This is a genomic window from Streptomyces sp. NPDC048696 (assembly GCF_043198895.1).
Lineage (GTDB): Bacteria > Actinomycetota > Actinomycetes > Streptomycetales > Streptomycetaceae > Streptomyces.
The window spans coordinates 58,494-76,760 of sequence record NZ_JBICVJ010000020.1 but is presented as its reverse complement, the minus strand read 5'-3'; the positions used below and the strand labels follow the sequence as shown (position 1 = coordinate 76,760).

General features: G+C 69.4%; 21 protein-coding genes and 1 CRISPR repeat array. Of the genes, 5 read left to right on the top strand and 16 right to left on the bottom strand.

Going from position 1 to position 18,267, the window contains the following annotated elements; translation table 11 throughout:
- Positions 1-47 precede the first annotated feature (47 nt).
- A complete protein-coding gene (locus ACGFRG_RS31700) occupies positions 48-983 on the top strand; it encodes an alpha/beta hydrolase (protein ID WP_393269487.1) in 936 nt (311 codons plus the stop codon).
- A 58-nt stretch (positions 984-1,041) separates the two neighbouring features.
- A CRISPR array of direct repeats spans positions 1,042-2,228; the repeat unit is 29 nt; unit sequence GGGACCACCCCCGCACGCGCGGGGACCAC.
- 228 nt (positions 2,229-2,456) lie between these two features.
- Here the strand turns inward: ACGFRG_RS31700 and ACGFRG_RS31695 are convergent.
- Entirely contained in the window at positions 2,457-2,876 is a 420-nt protein-coding gene (locus ACGFRG_RS31695) for an ATP-binding protein (RefSeq protein ID WP_393269485.1), read from the bottom strand.
- 120 nt (positions 2,877-2,996) lie between these two features.
- On the opposite strand from ACGFRG_RS31695, the gene ACGFRG_RS31690 reads away from it, so the two are divergent.
- Positions 2,997-3,854 carry a helix-turn-helix domain-containing protein gene (locus ACGFRG_RS31690; RefSeq protein ID WP_393269482.1) on the top strand — a complete coding sequence of 286 codons (858 nt, stop codon included), beginning with the start codon at positions 2,997-2,999 and terminating at the stop codon, positions 3,852-3,854.
- On the top strand, positions 3,851-4,093 hold the full coding sequence (locus ACGFRG_RS31685) for a DUF397 domain-containing protein (protein WP_393269479.1): 243 nt from the start codon (positions 3,851-3,853) through the stop codon (positions 4,091-4,093). Before ACGFRG_RS31690 ends, ACGFRG_RS31685 begins: the two co-directional genes overlap by 4 nt.
- Positions 4,094-4,155: 62 nt before the next feature.
- On the opposite strand, the gene ACGFRG_RS31680 is transcribed toward ACGFRG_RS31685, so the two are convergent.
- The 6 genes from ACGFRG_RS31680 to ACGFRG_RS31655 form a co-directional block, all read right to left on the bottom strand.
- Positions 4,156-4,599: an RICIN domain-containing protein gene (locus ACGFRG_RS31680; RefSeq protein WP_361430945.1), complete on the bottom strand. Its 444-nt coding sequence runs from the start codon at positions 4,597-4,599 to the stop codon at positions 4,156-4,158.
- A 297-nt stretch (positions 4,600-4,896) separates the two neighbouring features.
- On the bottom strand, positions 4,897-5,565 hold the full coding sequence (locus tag ACGFRG_RS31675) for a TetR/AcrR family transcriptional regulator (protein ID WP_393269475.1): 669 nt from the start codon (positions 5,563-5,565) through the stop codon (positions 4,897-4,899).
- A gap of 133 nt (positions 5,566-5,698) precedes the next feature.
- Positions 5,699-5,995 (bottom strand): DUF4229 domain-containing protein, encoded by a 297-nt coding sequence (locus tag ACGFRG_RS31670; protein ID WP_361430946.1) that lies wholly within the window; start codon positions 5,993-5,995, stop codon positions 5,699-5,701.
- 64 nt (positions 5,996-6,059) lie between these two features.
- Positions 6,060-6,584, bottom strand: coding sequence for a GNAT family N-acetyltransferase (locus ACGFRG_RS31665; RefSeq protein ID WP_361430948.1), 525 nt, complete (start codon positions 6,582-6,584; stop codon positions 6,060-6,062).
- A 13-nt stretch (positions 6,585-6,597) separates the two neighbouring features.
- Positions 6,598-7,776: an aminofutalosine synthase MqnE gene (gene mqnE, locus ACGFRG_RS31660; protein WP_361430950.1), complete on the bottom strand. Its 1,179-nt coding sequence runs from the start codon at positions 7,774-7,776 to the stop codon at positions 6,598-6,600.
- A gap of 54 nt (positions 7,777-7,830) precedes the next feature.
- Positions 7,831-8,280 (bottom strand): Lrp/AsnC family transcriptional regulator, encoded by a 450-nt coding sequence (locus ACGFRG_RS31655; protein WP_067160265.1) that lies wholly within the window; start codon positions 8,278-8,280, stop codon positions 7,831-7,833.
- 144 nt (positions 8,281-8,424) lie between these two features.
- Here ACGFRG_RS31655 and ACGFRG_RS31650 point away from each other — a divergent pair, with 144 nt between their 5' ends.
- A complete protein-coding gene (locus ACGFRG_RS31650) occupies positions 8,425-8,550 on the top strand; it encodes a hypothetical protein (protein WP_361430974.1) in 126 nt (41 codons plus the stop codon).
- Here ACGFRG_RS31650 and ACGFRG_RS31645 read toward each other — a convergent pair.
- From ACGFRG_RS31645 to ACGFRG_RS31635, 3 genes are read right to left on the bottom strand one after another with little or no spacing between them, the layout of a single operon-like run.
- Positions 8,547-9,254, bottom strand: coding sequence for a UbiX family flavin prenyltransferase (locus ACGFRG_RS31645; RefSeq protein WP_393269469.1), 708 nt, complete (start codon positions 9,252-9,254; stop codon positions 8,547-8,549). The genes ACGFRG_RS31650 and ACGFRG_RS31645 overlap by 4 nt on opposite strands.
- A 38-nt stretch (positions 9,255-9,292) precedes the next feature.
- A complete protein-coding gene (gene mqnP, locus ACGFRG_RS31640; protein WP_393269467.1) occupies positions 9,293-10,195 on the bottom strand; it encodes a menaquinone biosynthesis prenyltransferase MqnP in 903 nt (300 codons plus the stop codon).
- Positions 10,195-11,649 (bottom strand): menaquinone biosynthesis decarboxylase, encoded by a 1,455-nt coding sequence (locus tag ACGFRG_RS31635; RefSeq protein ID WP_393269464.1) that lies wholly within the window; start codon positions 11,647-11,649, stop codon positions 10,195-10,197. Before ACGFRG_RS31635 ends, mqnP begins: the two co-directional genes overlap by 1 nt.
- 89 nt (positions 11,650-11,738) lie before the next feature.
- Here ACGFRG_RS31635 and ACGFRG_RS31630 point away from each other — a divergent pair, with 89 nt between their 5' ends.
- Positions 11,739-12,023: a PLD nuclease N-terminal domain-containing protein gene (locus ACGFRG_RS31630; protein WP_361430956.1), complete on the top strand. Its 285-nt coding sequence runs from the start codon at positions 11,739-11,741 to the stop codon at positions 12,021-12,023.
- Positions 12,024-12,030: 7 nt separating this feature from the next.
- Here ACGFRG_RS31630 and ACGFRG_RS31625 read toward each other — a convergent pair whose 3' ends face one another.
- The 6 genes from ACGFRG_RS31625 to ACGFRG_RS31600 all read right to left on the bottom strand — a co-directional run bounded on the left by ACGFRG_RS31625 (position 12,031) and on the right by ACGFRG_RS31600 (position 18,256).
- Positions 12,031-12,552 (bottom strand): SRPBCC domain-containing protein, encoded by a 522-nt coding sequence (locus ACGFRG_RS31625; RefSeq protein WP_361430972.1) that lies wholly within the window; start codon positions 12,550-12,552, stop codon positions 12,031-12,033.
- Positions 12,553-12,636: 84 nt separating this feature from the next.
- Entirely contained in the window at positions 12,637-13,731 is a 1,095-nt protein-coding gene (gene ccsB / locus ACGFRG_RS31620; protein ID WP_393269462.1) for a c-type cytochrome biogenesis protein CcsB, read from the bottom strand.
- The gene (locus ACGFRG_RS31615; protein ID WP_361430958.1) at positions 13,728-15,497 is read right to left on the bottom strand and encodes a cytochrome c biogenesis protein ResB; all 1,770 of its coding nucleotides are present in this window, start codon (positions 15,495-15,497) and stop codon (positions 13,728-13,730) included. Before ACGFRG_RS31615 ends, ccsB begins: the two co-directional genes overlap by 4 nt.
- Before the next feature lie 3 nt (positions 15,498-15,500).
- Entirely contained in the window at positions 15,501-16,238 is a 738-nt protein-coding gene (locus ACGFRG_RS31610; protein WP_361430973.1) for a cytochrome c biogenesis protein CcdA, read from the bottom strand.
- A 49-nt stretch (positions 16,239-16,287) separates the two neighbouring features.
- A complete protein-coding gene (locus ACGFRG_RS31605) occupies positions 16,288-16,896 on the bottom strand; it encodes a TlpA family protein disulfide reductase (protein ID WP_393269459.1) in 609 nt (202 codons plus the stop codon).
- A 145-nt stretch (positions 16,897-17,041) separates the two neighbouring features.
- Positions 17,042-18,256, bottom strand: coding sequence for a hypothetical protein (locus ACGFRG_RS31600; protein WP_361430962.1), 1,215 nt, complete (start codon positions 18,254-18,256; stop codon positions 17,042-17,044).
- Between the last annotated feature and the right edge of the window lie 11 nt (positions 18,257-18,267).

Below are 18,267 nucleotides of genomic sequence, written 5' to 3'. Positions count from 1 at the left end.
GCGCGGCCCCGATGCGCAAGGACGGCGAAGGGGTCCATCCTGGCACCATGCCGATGGACCCCGAGATTGCGGCCCTGCTGAAGCAGTACGGCGTAGACGGCCCCGCGCCCGCCGAGCCGCCCACGGTCGCAGACATGCGCGCGGGCAACCGGACACTGTCGCTGGCCGTGGCCCCGGATCCACCGATCGCGGTGGGCGAGGTCGGGGACGACCGCATCGCGGGCGTACCCGTACGTACGTACCGCCCGGAGACCCCCGCCCCGGCGGCCCCCACCGTGGTCTTCTTCCACGGCGGCGGCTTCGTCGTCGGCGACCTGGACACCCACGACGGCGTCTGCCGCAGACTGTGCCGGGACCTCGGCGCGGTCGTGGTGAGCGTCGGCTACCGCCTGGCCCCCGAGTTCCCGTTCCCGTCCGGCTTCGACGACTGCGTGGCGGTGACGAGCCATGTGGCCGAGGCGATCGGCGAGTACGGCGGCGGAGTACTGGGCGTGGCGGGCGACAGCGCGGGCGGTGGTCTGGCCGCCGGAGTGGCGCTGGCCTTCCGGGACGAGGGCCGCCCGCTGGCGGCGCAGCTCCTGGCGTACCCGTCCACGGACCTGAGCCCCGGCCGCAGCCACGCGTCCCTGACGGAGAACGCCACGGGCTACCTCCTGACGACGGCCGAGGTGGAGAACGACATCGCCCTCTACCTGGGCGAGATGCGAGCCGCCGCCGACTTCCCCCCGGCGTCCCCGCTCCTGGCCACCAGCCACGCGGACCTGGCGCCGGCGGTGATCGGCTGCGGCGAGTACGACCCGCTACGGGACGAGGGCCTGGCGTACGCGGACGCGCTGGCGGCGGCGGGCGTAACGGTCCACAAACACCGCTACCCCGGCCTGATCCACGGCTTCCTCAACTTCGCCGCCCGCTCGAAGGCGGCGGACGCGGCGGTGACGGAGATGTTCCGGGAGTACGGCGAACTGCTGGCGCGCAGCGGCTGATACGCGCCGGCGCCGGGCGGTCGATTCGGCCGTTGGGGTGGTGGCGGGTGGTGTGGGCGGGATCAGCCCTGCGGGCGCGGGGACCACTGCCGGGCCTGCCCGTTGCGCTTCCCGATCAGGAGGCCACCCCCGCGTGCGCGGGGACCACTCCGGCCCCCGGATGGCGGCGTGATGTCACCGGGACCAACCCCGCGTGCGCGGGGACCATTGCCTCGCTCGCCTGTGGCGCATCCCGATCAGAGGGTCACCCCCGCGTGCGCGGGGACCACTCGGCGTCCACCTGGGTGCTCACCGAACAGCCGGGACCACCCCCGCGTGCGCGGGGACCACATGTCCAGGCTGGGCTGGGCGTTGGTGAGGTAGGGACCACCCCCGCACGCGCGGGGACCACGTCTCCAGCATGCTGTGGACGCTGGAGAACTCGGGACCACCCCCGCACGCGCGGGGACCACGCCCCTGGGTGGCGTCGTCCATACCCCGGGCCGGGACCACCCCCGCACGCGCGGGGACCACAGGAAGTCCCCGCAGCCGCTGGTGGTGTCGATGGGACCACCCCCGCACGCGCGGGGACCACGTGTCGAGACCGCCGGCCGCGTCCTGGCCCTGGGGACCACCCCCGCACGCGCGGGGACCACTGCCAACAGGACCACGAGCACGCCAAGCACCGGGGACCACCCCCGCACGCGCGGGGACCACGTGACTGCGTCGACGTCGCTGTCGGTGCAGGCGGGACCACCCCCGCACGCGCGGGGACCACGCCCCGCATGACGGTGCGGGCGCCCACCGTCCGGGACCACCCCCGCACGCGCGGGGACCACATGGACGATGACAGCGACGTGTAGAACCAGTCGGGACCACCCCCGCACGCGCGGGGACCACTTCCAGCGGCCGGCGATCCCGCCCGTCGAGGAGGGACCACCCCCGCACGCGCGGGGACCACGTAGTCGTGGAACTCCAGGTCGACACGGGCCAGGGACCACCCCCGCACGCGCGGGGACCACCGCTCCCTGACCCGGCAGAGCGGCGACAACCGGGGACCACCCCCGCACGCGCGGGGACCACCGCGTAGTGGGCTGGCAGCTTGAGAGGGCCGGGGGACCACCCCCGCACGCGCGGGGACCACGGCGCCACGGGCACCGCACAGGCGGACGCGCCGGGACCACCCCCGCACGCGCGGGGACCACCGAGCCCGAGCCAGAACCCGTTGCGCAATTCGGGGACCACCCCCGCACGCGCGGGGACCACGGGCGTGACCTGGTGTTTTAGGTCGACCCAGCCCCGTTTTTGCTTACTTTCATGGATTGCGGCATAAGCCCCATCCCGCCCGAATCCCCCTGGAACCAGCCCCGGACGTGGGTCATCAGGCTAATGGGCGAAGGGGGCCGCTGGCCCGCGTAACCGCAATCTGCCTGCATCTCCGCAAGATCACCAGGCCTCAACAGCCCACCCCACGCCGCCACTTCGCCCCACCCCCTACACCCCCACCTCCGCCCAAACCGTCTTCCCCGGCACCCGCTCCTCCACCCCCCACGCCATCGCCAGCGCCGCCACCAGCAGCAGCCCCCGGCCCGACTCCGCGCAGCCGCCCACCGCCTCCGGATTCGGACGGCTCGGGAGGCGTTCGGCCCTGGTGTCCGTGACCTCGATGCGGAGTACCGTGCCGAGTACGAGCCGGAGTTCGAACTCGCGGCCCGGTACGTGGCCGTGCAGCACCGCGTTCGCCGCCAGCTCCGCGACGACCAGTGCGGCCGCGTCGGAGCGCTCGCTCCCATGCGGGACGCCCCACGCGTCCAACTGCCCCAGCGCCACCTTCCGGGCACTGCTCGCACCCCGGCGCGTACTGCTGAAACGCCGTACGAACTCCGTTGCGGGGGTGGTGATTTGTGAATTCATGTCACCGAGCGTGACCAGGTGTGCGTACGCTGAACAGGGGCGTCGGCGCGCCACCGTTTTCCTGTACGGGTACGGCCTCCGCTCTGTACGAGTCATCGGCCGTGACCACGGAGGCACCCCATGGACCGGGAAGAACGACCGGAGTCGGCGATCGAGGAAGACGGCACGTCGGAGCTGTTCATCGCCATCGGCGAGCAGCTGAAGGTGCTGCGCATCCGGGCCGGGCTGACCCAGCGGGAGTTCGGCAAGCTGGTCGGGTACACCGAGGGCCAGATCTCCGCCCTGGAGCGAGGCGTACGCATCCCCCAGCCGGACTTCCTCGACCGCGCCGACGAAATCCTCAACGCGGGTGGGGTGTTGATCGCGGCTAAGCGAGCGATCGAGAAGGCCCAGGCGAAGGCCCGGGTGCGGCATCCCGGCTGGTTCCGCGACTACGCGAACGCGGAGGCCCAGGCCGTCTCACTTCACGACTACAGCACGCAGGCGGTGCCTGGACTGCTGCAGACCGAGGCGTACGCGCGGGCCATCTTCACCCACCGACGGCCACTGCTGGACGAAACGACCATCGAGAAGCGGGTCACGGACCGGCTGGCCCGACAGCAACTCTTCGAGCGCTGGCCCGCCCCGACCTCCAGTTTCGTCGTGGAACAGTCCGCGCTGAATCGGCCGACGGGCGGCCAGGATGTCATGAAGGGCCAACTGCGGCAGCTTCTCCGTATCGGGAGCCTGCGAACCGTTGAGCTTCAAGTGATGCCGACAGAGTGCGACAACCACCCCAGCCAGGATGGGTCGTTCATCCTGCTGACGCCCAAGGGGCGCCCACAGGTGGCGTACGTGGAGATCTACGGGCACCCCCGACTGATCACCGACCACGACGAAGTCGGCGTGTTCGCTGACCGCTATGGGATCATCCGGGCGCAGGCTCTCACCCCACGGGAGTCTCTGTCCCTGATCGAGAAGATGCTGGGAGAGCGATGAACACCGAGCAGCTCCACTGGTTCAAGAGCAGTTACAGCAGCGGCGAAGGCGGCGCCTGCATAGAAGTCGCCTACGACTGGCGCAAGTCGAGCTACAGCACCGGCGAGGGCGGTGACTGCGTTGAGGTTGCCGCCCACCCGTCCGCCATCCACATCCGCGACTCAAAGAACACCCCCGGCCCCGAAATCAGCGTCGCCCCCACCGCCTGGGCCACATTCATCACCTACGCCACGCACTAAAACAAATAAAGCGGCTACGCCGATCGATAATCGGCGTAGCCGCAATCTCATCCGTCACACGCTCACACGTTCTCGAACCGCCACTTCTGGTTCTCGCGGCCTTCCCACGGCTCAATGGTCAGCTGGGTCTTCTCCGTCTCCTGGCGCAGGGTCACCACGCCGTCCATGTACGGGAAGTGGATGCGGTACTGGCCGCCGCCGACCGGCTCGATCGACCACTGCTGCGGGTACGGCTGCGTGGCGACGAGGGGCGGGAAGATCTTGATCAGGCTCTGGGCGAAGAAGATTTCGCCGAATTCTCCGCCGTGGAGCTTGCTCTTCAGGTGGTACACGTTGCCCGGGAAGAACTCGATCTCCCACTGCTGGTTGTCACCCTTGTGGTACGGGTAACCGATGATGGGCGTGTTGGGCTCGGTGCGGGCGTCGCGGACGTCGATGACGCGGTCGTCGAACGCGACGTTCTTGATCACGTACAGACCCGGGGTCAGAATGAAGCTCTCGGCCATGAATCCTCCTTGGCTACCAGGGACGGATGTTGATCGAGCGAGCGCCCTCAACCTAATCCGGGCCGACGCCTCCCGTAACGGGGACTTCCAGTCGTGCGCCGGAATTCATCATGGCCGGGGTGTGATGGAAATTCCCGTTCGCCTTCGCCCTGAATTCGGCCCTCGCTGGCCTATTAGTACCTTCCCCGGCCCGGAATACCGGGCCCCGTCGCCGCTCACCCCCGTCAAGGCAACGGAAGCGGAACGCCCGACCCTCCCACCACCTTCAGCCGAAGAAGCCCGGCGCCTTCTCAGCGCTCAGCCGCTCACCGCACCCGAACCCCACCGCTCCCCCTCCCGCAACCGCCCGAGCCCCACCCATGCGAAGTTCATCAGCGTCGCCGCCGCTTCCTTCGCCGAGACTTCGGGCGTCGCGTTCGCCCAGTCCGCCAGGGACTCCGCCGCGCCGACCAGCGCCTGGGCGAGCCCGGACACGTCACGGGACGCCAACTCCGGCTCCTCGCGCGCCTCGCGGGCCGTCGCGGCAATCAGGGTCGTCACGAACGTCACGATCTCCTCGCGCATCACCGTGACCTCGGCGGCGAACGGCTCGCCGTGCGTACGGGCCTGGCGGTGCAGTACCGCCCAGCCGTCCGGGTTCTCGGCGGTGTGGAGGAAGAAGGCCCGCAGGCCCGCCCAGAGGCGCGCGTCGGCGGGGGCGTCCGGCTCGGCCCCGGCCCGTACCGCTGTCACCAGCGCGCGGGACTCCCGCCGGATCACGGCGGTGAAGAGCTCTTCCTTGGAGTTGAGGTAGAGATAGACGAGCGGCTTGGAGACGCCTGCTACCTCGGCGATCTCGTCCATCGAGGCAGCCCGGTACCCGCGCTGCCCGAAGATCCGTACCGCCGCGTCCAGCATCTGCTGCTCGCGCACGGCCCGCGGCATCCGCTTGGCCTTCCCGGTGCTCCCCGTGCTCCCCGCACCCATCTGTCCGCATCCTCCCCGGCGCAGCCGTCCTGCTCCCGGGCAAGGGTAAGTGCGGGGGAAGTCGGGCCTGTTACACGGGCCAGGAGGGCCAGGAGGGTTACGAGGGCGACCGGGCCCCGGAAAACAGCGCTCGCTACTGCGTCACGCCGTCTTCCTGCGTGCGGTTCGCCTCCAGCTTGGCCTTCGCCGACTCCACCTTGGTGACGATCTGCGCCGACATCTCGTCGCGCTGCTTGCGCAGCAGCACGAAGCTCAGCGGGGCGGAGAGGACCAGGGCGAGCAGCACGACCCAGATGGCGTTGGCGTCGCCCAGACCGGCGGGCATGATCCCGAAGTGGACGAGGGCCGCCACGAAGACCATGCAGCCGACGAAGACGGCGATGCGCATCGCGGTGTACCGGACGGTTGCGCTCGGCTTGGCGATGTTCACGGCTGACCTTCTCTCTGGGTGCGGGCTTCAGCTGTCCGTCCAGTGAAGCATGTCCCCTATTGGATCAATTCAGCGGGAGCAGCATGACGATGTCGTCGCGGTCGTCCCCGGGTGCGACACGGATCGCGCCGGGCACCCGCCCGACCTCCTTGTAGCCGCAGGACGCGTAGAACCGCTCCAGACCGAGCCCGCCCCGGCAGGTCAGGCGTATCGCCTCGACGCCGTCGAAGGAGCGGGCGGCGTCGGCCACGGCCGCCATCAGCTGCTGCCCGTACCCCTTGCCCTGGTGGCGGGGGTGGACCATGACCGTGTACGCCCAGATCCAGTGCCGCATCAGGTAGTGCGTATTCGAGACCAGGAACGTGGTCGCGGCGACTGCCCCGTCCTCGTCGTGGCCGACCAGGAGCCGGACCCGGCCCTCGGCCATCCCCGTCAGGTGCTTGAGCAGCTCAGGGCGTACGTCCTCGGCCGAGACCGGCGGCACGAAGCCGACCGCTCCCCCGGCGTTGGACACGTCGGCCCACAGCTCCAGCACCCCGTCGCGCAGCTCGGGGGTGACGGAGGGGTCGAGCTCGAATGTCAGCGCCATGGTCTGGGGGGCCTCAGATCCGCATCGCCTGCGGCGACTCGCGCAGCGCCGGGTCCGGGCCGTCGTACTCGCGGATGATCTCGTACCGGGTGTTGCGCTCGACCGGGCGGAACCCGGCCTCGCGGATCAGGTCGAGCAGGTCGTCACGGGTCAGCTTGTTGGGCGTGCCGTAGTTGTCCGCGTCGTGCGTGATCTTGTATTCGACGACCGAGCCGTCCATGTCGTCGGCGCCGTGCTGGAGCGCGAGCTGGGTGGTCTGCAGACCGTGCATCACCCAGAAGCACTTGACGTGCGGCACGTTGTCGAAGAGGAGACGGGAGACCGCGAAGGTCTTGAGTGCCTCCGCGCCCGTCGCCATCGTGGTGCGCGCCTGGAGCTTGTTGCGGACCTTGCCATCCTGCATGTCCACGAAGTCGTGCTGGTAGCGCAGCGGGATGAAGACCTGGAACCCGCCGGTCTCGTCCTGGAGCTCGCGCAGGCGCAGCACGTGGTCGACGCGGTGCCGGGGCTCCTCGATGTGGCCGTACAGCATCGTCGAGGGGGTCTTGAGACCCTTCTCGTGGGCGAGGCGGTGGATCCGCGACCAGTCCTCCCAGTGGGTGTTGTGGTCGACGATGTGCTGGCGGACCTCCCAGTCGAAGATCTCGGCGCCGCCGCCGGTGAGCGATTCCAGCCCGGCGTCGATGAGCTCGTCCAGGATCTCGCTCGCGCTCAGACCCGAGATCGTCTCGAAGTGGTGGATCTCGGTCGCCGTGAACGCCTTCAGGCCGACGTTCGGCAGCGCCTCCTTGAGGGCCTTGAGCGAGCGCGGGTAGTAGCGCCAGGGCAGCGTCGGGTGGAGCCCGTTGACGATGTGCAGCTCGGTGAGGTTCTCGTTCTCCATCGCCTTGGCGAGGCGGACGGCCTCCTCGATGCGCATGGTGTACGCGTCCTTCTCGCCCGGCTTGCGCTGGAACGAGCAGTACGCGCACGACGCGGTGCACACGTTCGTCATGTTGAGGTGCCGGTTGACGTTGAAGTGGACGACGTCACCGTTCTTGCGGGTGCGCACCTCGTGCGCGAGGCCGCCGAGCCAGGCCAGGTCGTCCGACTCGTAGAGCGCGACGCCGTCCTCGCGGGACAGCCGCTCACCGGCCCGGACCTTCGCCTCCAGCTCGCGCTTGAAGCCCACATCGGCGATGGACGCGGTCATGCGGCGGCCTCCCAAATATCTCCGTACACAGCCTCACCCACGTTACGCCCCCGCTTACTCGGGCAATTCGCCGACCCGGTTCTCCCACTTGGTGGAGAGGACGATCGTCGTACGGGTCCGCGAGACGCCCTTGGTGGAGCCGAGGCGGCGGATGGTCTTCTCCAGTCCGTCGACGTCCGAGGCGCGGATCTTGAGCATGTACGAGTCGTCGCCCGCGATGAACCAGCAGTCCTCGATCTCCTCCAGGTCGCGCAGCCGGCGGGCCACGTCCTCGTGGTCGGCGGCGTCGGAGAGCGAGATGCCGATGAGGGCGGTCACGCCGAGGCCGAGGGATGCGGCGTTGACGGTGGCGCGGTAGCCGGTGATCACCCCGGCCGCCTCAAGACGGTTGATGCGGTCGGTGACGCTGGGCCCGGAGAGGCCGACGAGCCGGCCGAGCTCGGCGTAGGAGGCCCTGCCGTTCTCCCGCAGGGCCTGGATGAGCTGCCTGTCCACGGCGTCCATATGCCTGAAGCCTTCCATTGTTCAGCAATCCCGCGAGTTTAGGTGTAGAATCTAAGGTACACAGGGTCGAGGCCCTGCGAATCATTCAGCTGCTTGCATCATTTTCCAGCAGATCAAAGACGATCTTTCAGGAGTGTCGACACCGTGTACACGATCGAGATGGCCTACGCCCGTATGCGCGAGCTTCAGGACCTGGCCAACCGCTCGCGTGCCCACCAGCCCACCGCGACTCAGCGCCGCGCCACCAAGCGCGCCGCCAAGAAGCGCTAACCGGGCGGCCGAGATCCCCCGAGCTCTCCCTCCCAACGGCGGTACAAGCTGTGCGGCACGCCTGCCGCGTCCAGCACCCGCCCCGCGACGAAGTCCACCAGATCCTGGATGTGCGTCGCCCCCGCGTAGAACGCCGGAGAGGCGGGCAGCACCACTGCGCCCGCCTCGTCCAGCGTCACCAGGTGCTTGAGGGTCTGCCCGTTCAGAGGCGTCTCGCGCACCGCGACCACCAGCTTGCGCCGCTCCTTGAGCGTCACGCTCGCGGCCCGCTGCAACAGGTCCTTCGAGAGCCCCAGCGCCACCCCGGCCACCGACGCCGTACTGGCGGGCACGATCAGCATCCCCCGCACGGCATACGAACCGGACGACGGCCCGGCGCCGAGATCCCCGGCGCTCCAGTACCGCACGCCGTCCAGGCGGGCACCGCCCACGTCGAAGGTCCCCGGCTTCCCGTCCGCCCCCCGCGTCAGCCACTTCGCGAGATCGTCGCGCCAGTGCGCGTCACGGAAGGCGATCCCCGTCTCGTCGAGCAGGGTCAGCCGCGCGGCCCGCGACACCACGAGGTCCACGCTCTCGCCCGCGTCGATCAGCCCGCGCAGCACGGCCGCCGCGTACGGCGTCCCGGACGCGCCGGACACCCCGACGACCCAGGGCGTACGGGCACCCCGCTCTTCTCGCTGACCGTGTATGTTCACCTGCTCCACGTGTCCGAGCCTATCCGGCGGCACGGGGGCGGGAGCGGTCACACCGAGAGCCCGCGGACCAGCAGGTCGAGGAGCGCGCAGACGAACAGCGAGATCCCGATGAAACCGTTGGTGGTGAAGAACGCCCGGTTGAGGCGGGACAGGTCGTGCGGCTTGACGATCGTGTGCTCGTAGAGGAACGCCGCCGCCACGATCACCAGGCCGATCCAGAAGAACGCCCCGGCGTCGGTCGCCAGCGCGTACCAGACCAGCAGGGCCGTGGTGATGACATGGCAGACGCGCGCGCCGTACAGCGCGGCCGGGACGCCGAAGCGGGCCGGTACCGACTTCACGCCGTCGGCGCGGTCGGCCTGGACGTCCTGGCTGCCGAAGATCAGGTCGAACCCGCCGATCCAGACGCCGACGGCGAGCCCGAGGATCACCGCGTCCCCGGACCACTCGCCGGTGACGGCGAGCCAGGCGCCGACCGGCCCCATCGCCTGGGCGAACCCCAGGATCGCGTGCGGGAAGTCGGTGAACCGCTTCCCGTACGGATAGACGACCATCGGGATCACCGCGACCGGCGCCAGCGCCAGACAGAGCGGGTTGAGCAGCGCGGCCGCCCCGAGGAAGACCACCACGGCGATCAGCGCACCGGTCCAGGCGGAGCGCACCGACACCGCGCCGGTGACCAACTCGCGGTTGGCGGTACGGGGGTTACGGGCGTCGATCTCGCGGTCGATGATCCGGTTGCAGGCCATCGCGAAGGTGCGCAGGCCCACCATGGCGACGGTGACCAGGAGCAGCTTGGCCCAGTGGATCTTCTCGTCCAGCTGGAACATCGCGGTCAGCGCGGCGATGTAGGCGAAGGGCAGCGCGAAGACCGAGTGCTCGATCATGACCAGGCGCAGGAAGGCCCTGGTGCGGCCCGGCTGCGGGACCGCTGCTGCGGAAGCACTCATCACTTGAGCCCGTACTCCTTCCAGCGGCGGTCGACCTTCGCCGCCGTGTCCGGGTCCGACTCGACCATGTGCGGCCAGCCGCCGTCCCGGGTGTAGCCCTCCTCGGGCCACTTCGCCGTCGCGTCGATGCCCGCCTTGCCGCCCCAGAACTGCTGGTACGAGGCGTGGTCGAGGTGGTCGACCGGGCCTTCCACCACGGTGAGGTCACGGGCGTAGTCGGTGTTGCCGAAGGCGCGCCAGGACACCTCGTGCAGGTTGTGGACGTCGCAGTCGGCGTCCACGATCACGATCAGCTTCGTCAGCGACATCATGTGCGCGCCCCAGATCGCGTGCATCACCTTCTGCGCGTGCTTGGGGTACTTCTTGTCGATCGAGACGATCGCGCAGTTGTGGAAGCCGCCCGACTCCGGCAGGTGGTAGTCCACGATGTCCGGGACGATGATCTTGAGCAGCGGCAGGAAGAACCGCTCGGTGGCGCGGCCCAGCGGGCCGTCCTCGGTCGGCGGGCGGCCCACCACGATCGACTGGATCAGCGGGCGCTTGCGCATCGTCACGCAGTCGATGGTCAGCGCCGGGAACGGCTCCTGCGGGGTGTAGAACCCGGTGTGGTCGCCGAACGGGCCCTCGGGCAGCATCTGCCCCGGCTCCAGCCAGCCCTCGATGACGACCTCGGCGTTGGCCGGGACCTGGAGCGGCACGGTCTTGCAGTCGACCATCTCGATCCGCTTGCCCTGGATGAACCCGGCGAACAGGTACTCGTCGATGTCCCCGGGCAGCGGCGCGGTCGAGGCGTACGTCACGGCGGGCGGGCAGCCGAAGGCGATGGCGACCGGCAGCCGCTCGCCCTTCTTGGCCGCCACCGCGTAGTGGTTGCGGCTGTCCTTGTGGATCTGCCAGTGCATGCCGATGGTGCGCTTGTCGTGGCGCTGGAGGCGGTAGAGCCCGAGGTTGCGCACGCCGGTCTCGGGGTGCTTGGTGTGGGTGAGGCCCAGGTTGAAGAACGAGCCGCCGTCCTCAGGCCAGGTGAACAGCGCGGGCAGCTGGTCGAGGTCGACGTCGTCGCCGGTGAGGACGACCTCCTGGACAGGGGCCTCCTTCACCTTCTTCGGCGGTACGTGGACCATCGAGCCGAGCTTGCCGAACGCCTCGCGCACCCCCACGAAGCCCTGCGGGAGCTCGGGCTTGAGCAGCCCGCCGATCTTCTCGCTGATCTCTTCGTACGCCTTGAGGCCGAGCGCCTTCAGCAGGCGCCGGTCGGTCCCGTACACGTTCATCGCGAGCGGCATCGAGGCGCCCTTGACGTTCTCGAAGAGAAGCGCCGGGCCGCCCGCCTTGTTGACCCGGTCGACGATCTCCCCGACCTCCAGGTACGGGTCGACTTCGGCCTTGATGCGGATGAGGTCGCCCTCGCGCTCCAGCGCGCGGAGCAGCGAGCGGAGATCGTCGTAAGCCATGGGGTCAAGTATCGGGCACCGGTTACCCTGGGCCGGTCACCGGGGCCACCCCAAGCCCCGCCGCCGTTCCCTGGGGGGACCACCCGAACATGCTCAGGTATCTGCCGTTCCTGCTGGTCCTGGCGCTGTGGATCTACGCGTTCATCGACTGCCTCAACACCCCGGAGAACGAGGTGCGCGGCCTGCCCAAGGTCGTGTGGGTCATCGTGATCCTGCTCTTCGGCGAGGTCCTGCTCGGCCCCGTCGCCTGGCTGATCGCGGGCCGGCCGCGGCGCACGGCCCCGCGGCGCGGCGGCTGGACGGCGCCGGACGACAACCCGGAGTTCCTGGCGTCGCTGAACAGGCGCGACGAGGACGATCCGAAGGGCCGCTAGCGGCGCGTCAGTGGGCCACCGCGGTCCGCTCGTACGTCTCGCGCAGCTCGCGCCAGCGTTCCGGGGACCAGGTCGACCAGTCCTTGGGGCGGCCCGCGAGCGCGTCCGCCAGGAACTCGAAGTGCTGGTGCCAGCCCGCGAGGCAGTCCAGGCGCAGGGAGTCCTCGCCCGGGAACTCGTTGGTGAAGCGGAGGACCGTGGCCGTGGGGCCCGCGGGCTCCAGGTGGAAGCGGATGCGGCCGTGCAGGTCCACCGTGTACTCGGCGACGCGCTCCGGGAACCAGGCCGTGACCTGCCCGGAGTGGACGGCCGAGGCGTCGCCGGGGTCCGCGTTCAGCCAGCGCAGCGTCACCGCGCCGCCGAGGCGCGGCTCCAGTACGTCGGCGGCACACAGCCAGCCGGGCAGGCCCTCGGGGGTGGCGACGGCGGCCCAGACCCGGGTCCGCGGGTGCGGAAGATGGAGCTCGTAGCGCAGGAGCCAGGCGCCTTCGTGGGGCTCGCTGGTGCCATGAGGGATCACGTCCGTCATGTGCGTCATGCCACCAGTGTCACCCGGGCCGGGCCCGAACGCCTGTGCTGGCGGTCGGGCCCGGCCCGGTGCGGTTCGGTGCGGTCAGACTCCCGCGTACGAGTGCTTGCCGTTCACGAAGATGTTGACGCCGTAGTAGTTGAAGAGCCAGCAACCGAAGGCGATCAGCGCCAGCGTCGCCGCCTTGCGGCCCTTCCAGCCCGCCGTGGCGCGCGCGTGCAGATAGCAGGCGTAGGCCACCCAGGTGATGAAGGACCAGACCTCCTTGGGGTCCCAGCCCCAGTAGCGGCCCCACGCGTCACCGGCCCAGATCGAGCCCGCGATGATCGTGAACGTCCACAGCGGGAAGACCGCCGCGTTGACGCGGTACCCGAACTTGTCGAGCGAGGCGGCCGAGGGCAGCCGCTCCATGACCGAGGTGGCGAACCTGCCCGGCGTGCCGCCCGCCACCAGCTTCGCCTCGTACCGGTCCCGGAAGAGGTAGAGCAGGGTGGCGACGCCGCCGACGTAGAAGACCGCGCCGCAGAAGATCGCGGTGGAGACGTGGATCCACAGCCAGTACGAGTGCAGCGCGGGCACCAGCTGGTCGCTCGCGGTGTAGAGGACCGTGACGGCGAGGCCGAGGTCCAGCAGGACCGAGGTGACCAGCGGCAGGCCGAGCCAGCGCACTTCCTTCTTCATCGCCAGCAGCCCGAGGTACACACCGACGGCCATCGTGGAGAAGGTGATGTTGAACTCGTACATGTTGCCCCACGGCGCCCGCTGCACGGAGAGCGCGCGGGCGAGGACGCCGCCGAACTCGACGAGGAACGCGAGGACGGTGAAGGACACCGCGATACGGCCGTAGAGGTCGCCCTTGGCATCGCCGCCGGCGGCGCCGGGGCCGTCCGGCACGTCACGGTTGCCGACCGCGGAGCGGGTGACGACCTTGGGGCGCTCCAGGACCGCGGTGCCGCCGCCCTTCTTGGCGACCTGCACCTTCACCGTGCCGGAGCCGGTCTCGGCGGCGTCGGCGCCCGCGGTGAGCGCGGCCGCCGTGCGGGCGACCTTGCTGCGGCTGCCCAGGATCCACTCCGCCATGTGCGCGAAGAACGCCAGCAGGTAGACCGCCATCGCGGAGTAGATCAGGTAGTTGCTGGTGTGCGCGAGGTTCTCGTTGGTGGTGGCGGCGAGGTTCACTTCTCGGCCCCTTCGGAGTTGGCAGGTACAGCAGCCTTGTCCTCGGCGGGCTCAGCTGCGGGATCGGGCGCGGTCGGCGCCTCGGGGATGAGCGTGACCGCGAGATCGGCCAGCTCCTCGGGGAGCCTGGCGGACTCGCTGCGTCCCAGGCCCGCCATCTCGACGACGGTGACGCCGTCCTTGCCGGTGACGGCCCGGACCCAGATCCGGCGCCGCTGGATGAACAGCGAGCCGGCCAGGCCCGCGATGGCGAGGATCGCGCCGGTCAGCGCGAGCTCGTTGCCCGGCTGCTGCGAGATCTGGAAGCTCGCCCACTGCTTGATGTCCTTGTCGAAGGTGATCGACCCGGCACCGTCGGGCAGCTCCAGGGACTCGCCGGGCAGCAGGGTCTTCTTGAGCACCTTGCCGTCGGGGTCCTTGAACGGCTTCATCTTGTCGGTGTCCAGCTGGTACACGTTCTGCGGCAGCCCGGAGTTGACGCCGAGGCTGCCGTGGTACGCGCCGACGTTGAGCACCGGGAAGTCCAGCGCGGGGAACTGGGAGAACATCGTCCCGTTGCCCTTGCCGCCGTAGGTCGGCACGAAGAACGCGGCGAAGCCGAGCTGGTCCCACTTGCCCTTGGCGTCGGTGTAGCCGTCGTACACCTTGATGGCGCCGCTGGAGGAGATGTTGTTGTCGATCGGCAGCAGCGGCACCGAGCCGTGGAAGACGACCTTGCCGCGCCCGTCCTTGACGGTGACCGTCGGCGCGTAGCCGTGGGCGAGGAGGTAGACCTTCGAGCCGTCGACGATCAGCGGCTTGTTGACCTCGATGTCCTTCTTCTTCGGCTTGCCGTCGGCGCCCTCGGTGTACGTGACGTGGGCGACGAACTCGCGCGCGGTGCCGCGGTTGGGCCCGTTGCGCTCGTACGTGGCGTCGAAGCGGTCCAGGGTGAAGCTGAAGGGCGCCAGGTCGTCGCTCTTGAAGAGCGAGCCGGACTTGAAGTCGTCGTACTGGGTGAGGGTGTTGGAGAACCCGTCGCCCTGGACGATCAGCTTGCCGCCCTCGGACTTGAAGAGCTGGCCGACGGCGAACGCCACCAGGATCAGGATCAGCGAGACATGGAAGATCAGGTTCCCGGCCTCGCGGAGGTAGCCCTTCTCGGCGGCGACCGCGTCGCCGACCACGTGCGTACGGAAGCGGCGCTTCTTCAGCATCGCGGCCGCGGCCTCGCGGACCTGCTCCGGGTCGGCCTCGGTGCGCCATGTCGTGTACGCGGGCAGCCGGGTCAGCGTCCGGGGCGCGCCCGGCGGGCGGCCGCGCAGCTGGCCGATGAACTGCCAGGTGCGCGGGACGATGCAGCCGATCAGCGAGACGAACAGCAGGATGTAGATCGCGGAGAACCACACCGAGCTGTAGACGTGGAACATGCCGAGCTTCTCGTAGATCGGCGACAGCGTGGTGTGCCGCTTCTCGAAGTCGGCGACCTTCAGCTCGTCCACCCGGGTCTGCGGGATGAGCGAGCCGGGGATCGAGCCGAGCGAGAGCAGCAGCAGGAGCAGCAGCGCGATCCGCATCGAGGTGAGCTGACGCCACAGCCAGCGGACCCAGCCGATCACGCCGATGCCGACGGGGCCGTTGGACAGCTCCTCGGACGGGGCCGTGGAGAGCTGCGCGCCGGCCTCGCCGAGATCGTGCTCGGCGCCCTCCCGCGCCCGGTCCTTCGCCCCGCCCGATTCCGGGTCCTGCTCCGACGCCCGCTCCGGGGCCGCTTCGGTCCTACTCATGTATCAGACACCCACCTGGAAGCCGTTGGACCACACCTGCACCTGCTGGATGAGCTCCGCCCAGGCACCGGTGAGCAGCAGCAGACCGGTGGCGATCATCATGCCGCCGCCGGTCCGCATCACCCACACGTAGTGCCGCTTCACCCAGCCGAAGGCGCCGAGGGCCTTGCGGAAGGCGACCGCCGCCAGCACGAACGGCAGTCCGAGACCGACGCAGTACGCGACGGTCAGTATGGCCCCGCGACCGGCGCTCGCCTGGTCCATCGCCAGGACGTTCACCGAGGTGAGCGTCGGGCCGAGGCACGGCGTCCAGCCGACGCCGAACAGGGCGCCGAGTATCGGCGCGCCCGCCAGACCGCTCACCGGCCGCTTGTGGAACCGGAATTCGCGCTGCGTCAGCCAGGGCATCAGGCCCATGAAGAAGACGCCCATCAAGATCATGAGCACGCCCAGGATCTTGGAGATCGTGTCGTTGTACTCCTGGAGCGTCTGGCCGAAGAAGCCGAACAGCGCGCCGCCGGAGACGAAGACGGCGGTGAACCCGAGGACGAACAGACTCGCCCCGGCGACCATCCGGCCGCGCTTGGCCTCCGCGAGGTCGGTGCCGGTGACCCCGGTCACGTAACTCAGATAGCCCGGCACCAGCGGCAGGACGCACGGCGAGAAGAACGAGATGAGACCGCCGAGCACGGCGACCGGCAGGGCGACGAGCAGGGCCCCGCTCAGGACCGTGTCGTTCATGCCGGGCGTCGACTGGGCGGCCAGTGCGGTCAGGGACGCGTCCACGAGATCACTTCTCCGCGATCAGCGGGTCGATCATCTGGTGGAGCTTCGTGTCGTCGAGGGCCATCAGCGCCCGGGCCGCGATCTTCCCGTTCCGGTCCAGCACGATCGTGGACGGAATGGCCTGCGGATTCAGACTTCCCTTCGGGAAGCGGAGAATGAGCTTGCCGATCGGGTCGTAGAAGCTCGGGTATTCGGCGTCGAATTGCTTCTCGAACGCGACCGCCGGGCCCTTGTCGGTGTCGCGGGTATTGATTCCCACGAACTCGACGCCCTTCGCCTTGACGTCCTTGGCGACCTTGGCGAGATACGGGGCCTCGGCCCGGCAGGGCGCGCACCACGAGCCCCACACATTCAGGACGACGACCTTGCCCTTGAGGTCGGCGACGTCGAGCTGCTTGCCGTCGACGGTCTCGCCGGACAGGTCCGGGGCGGCGTGCCGGTCGCCCTTGGCGACGGTCGAGATGCCACCGGTTCCGGTGACGAACTTGGTGTCGCCCGAGCCGCCGGACGTACCACCGGAGCCGCACGACGTCAGGGTCATTGCACCGGCGGCCGCGGCGGCCGTGACCAGGAGGAAGGCGCGACGGCGGGGATGGGCAGGACTCACGGACATGTGAAAAGTTTCGCATGACCGTTTGGGGGATCTTGGGCGCCCCCCTGGGTGCCCGTAAAGACCCTTGTCAAGGCCGCCTAAGAAGTCATGCCCACCGCGCCGCACGCCGCGCCGGGTGCCTGGTCAGGCCGCGCCGGGTGCCCGGTCAGGCTGCCTTGAGGAACGCGTTCCAGCCGCCCGCGGGCTTCTGGCCGACCCCGAGCGAGCGCAGCTTCTCCAGCACCTTCGGGTCCTGGACGTCGAGCCAGTCGCAGTACTGCCGGAACGAGACCAGGCGTACGTCCTGCTTGCCCGCCATTCCCTTCAGGGCCTCCTCGACGGCGTCCATGTAGATGCCGCCGTTCCACTGCTCGAAGTGGTTGCCTATGTAGAAGGGGGCTCGATTCGTCTCGTACGCGCGCTTGAATCCGGCGAGATACGCCTCGGTGGCCTGCTTGCGCCAGCCCGGATAGTTGGCCGGCGGCGCCTTGGTCGAATTCTTCGACTGGTTGGCGAGAATGTTGTAGTCCATCGAGAGGACCGAGAAGGAGTGCCCCGGGAACGGTATCTCCTGGAGCGGCAGGTCCCACAGGCCGTGGCGCTTGACCGGCCAGACCTGGGTGCCGCCGGGCGAGGAGGCGTCGTAGCGCCAGCCGAGCTTCTGCGCGGTCGGCAGCAGGTTGTCCTGGCCGAGCAGACAGGGGGTGCGGCCGCCGACCAGCTCGCGCTTGTAGTCGAAGGGCAGCGGGTCCTCGTCGGTCAGACCGGTGTTGGTCTTCCAGTTGGTGACGAACGACATCGCCTGGTCGATCTCGCTCTGCCACTGGGCCGCCGTCCAGTTGGCGACGGTGCCGTGGCCGGAGCAGAAGTGGCCGTTGAAGTGCGTGCCTATCTCATGGCCCTCGTTCCAGGCCCGGCGCACGTTCTGGAGGGTCGCCTTGAGGTGGTCGTCGCTGAGGTAGCCGATGTCCGAGGCGCCGACGTTGTTGTTCGGCGGGTGGTAGAGCCGCTTCTTCGACTCGGGCAGCAGATACAGCCCCGAGAGGAAGAAGGTCATCGAGGCGCCGTGGTTCTTGGCGAGGTCGAGGAAGCGGGGGAAGAGGCCGTTGCCGACCTCGCCCGCGCCGTCCCAGGAGAAGACCACGAACTGCGGTGGGGTCTGGCCGGGTTCGAGGGGGACGGGCTTGGGGGGCTGGTGCGGCTGCTTGCCGGTGTCGGCGGTGGACCCATCGCCGATCAGCTTGGCATCGGGCTTCTTGGCGGCGCCGTCCTTGCCCGAGCCGCTGCCCGAACCGTCCTTGCCGCCGCACCCGGCGATACCGGCCGCGGCTGCGGCACCCAATCCTAGGCCGAGCATTCCCCTTCGACTGAAATTGCGCATTCCGTCCGTCC

Coding starts and splice junctions, on each gene's coding strand:
- ACGFRG_RS31615 (WP_361430958.1), bottom strand. CDS start 15,497: ATGAGTAGGACCGAAGCGGCCCCGGAGCGGGCGTCGGAGCAGGACCCG.
- ACGFRG_RS31610 (WP_361430973.1), bottom strand. CDS start 16,238: ATGAACGACACGGTCCTGAGCGGGGCCCTGCTCGTCGCCCTGCCGGTC.
- ACGFRG_RS31690 (WP_393269482.1), top strand. CDS start 2,997: ATGGACCGGGAAGAACGACCGGAGTCGGCGATCGAGGAAGACGGCACG.
- ACGFRG_RS31665 (WP_361430948.1), bottom strand. CDS start 6,584: ATGGCGCTGACATTCGAGCTCGACCCCTCCGTCACCCCCGAGCTGCGC.
- ACGFRG_RS31605 (WP_393269459.1), bottom strand. CDS start 16,896: ATGTCCGTGAGTCCTGCCCATCCCCGCCGTCGCGCCTTCCTCCTGGTC.
- ACGFRG_RS31625 (WP_361430972.1), bottom strand. CDS start 12,552: ATGACGGACGTGATCCCTCATGGCACCAGCGAGCCCCACGAAGGCGCC.
- ACGFRG_RS31695 (WP_393269485.1), bottom strand. CDS start 2,876: ATGAATTCACAAATCACCACCCCCGCAACGGAGTTCGTACGGCGTTTC.
- ACGFRG_RS31600 (WP_361430962.1), bottom strand. CDS start 18,256: ATGCGCAATTTCAGTCGAAGGGGAATGCTCGGCCTAGGATTGGGTGCC.
- mqnE (WP_361430950.1), bottom strand. CDS start 7,776: ATGACCGCGTCCATCGCCGATGTGGGCTTCAAGCGCGAGCTGGAGGCG.
- ACGFRG_RS31675 (WP_393269475.1), bottom strand. CDS start 5,565: ATGGGTGCGGGGAGCACGGGGAGCACCGGGAAGGCCAAGCGGATGCCG.
- ACGFRG_RS31630 (WP_361430956.1), top strand. CDS start 11,739: ATGCTCAGGTATCTGCCGTTCCTGCTGGTCCTGGCGCTGTGGATCTAC.
- ACGFRG_RS31680 (WP_361430945.1), bottom strand. CDS start 4,599: ATGGCCGAGAGCTTCATTCTGACCCCGGGTCTGTACGTGATCAAGAAC.
- ACGFRG_RS31685 (WP_393269479.1), top strand. CDS start 3,851: ATGAACACCGAGCAGCTCCACTGGTTCAAGAGCAGTTACAGCAGCGGC.
- ACGFRG_RS31655 (WP_067160265.1), bottom strand. CDS start 8,280: ATGGACGCCGTGGACAGGCAGCTCATCCAGGCCCTGCGGGAGAACGGC.
- mqnP (WP_393269467.1), bottom strand. CDS start 10,195: ATGAGTGCTTCCGCAGCAGCGGTCCCGCAGCCGGGCCGCACCAGGGCC.
- ACGFRG_RS31700 (WP_393269487.1), top strand. CDS start 48: ATGCCGATGGACCCCGAGATTGCGGCCCTGCTGAAGCAGTACGGCGTA.
- ACGFRG_RS31635 (WP_393269464.1), bottom strand. CDS start 11,649: ATGGCTTACGACGATCTCCGCTCGCTGCTCCGCGCGCTGGAGCGCGAG.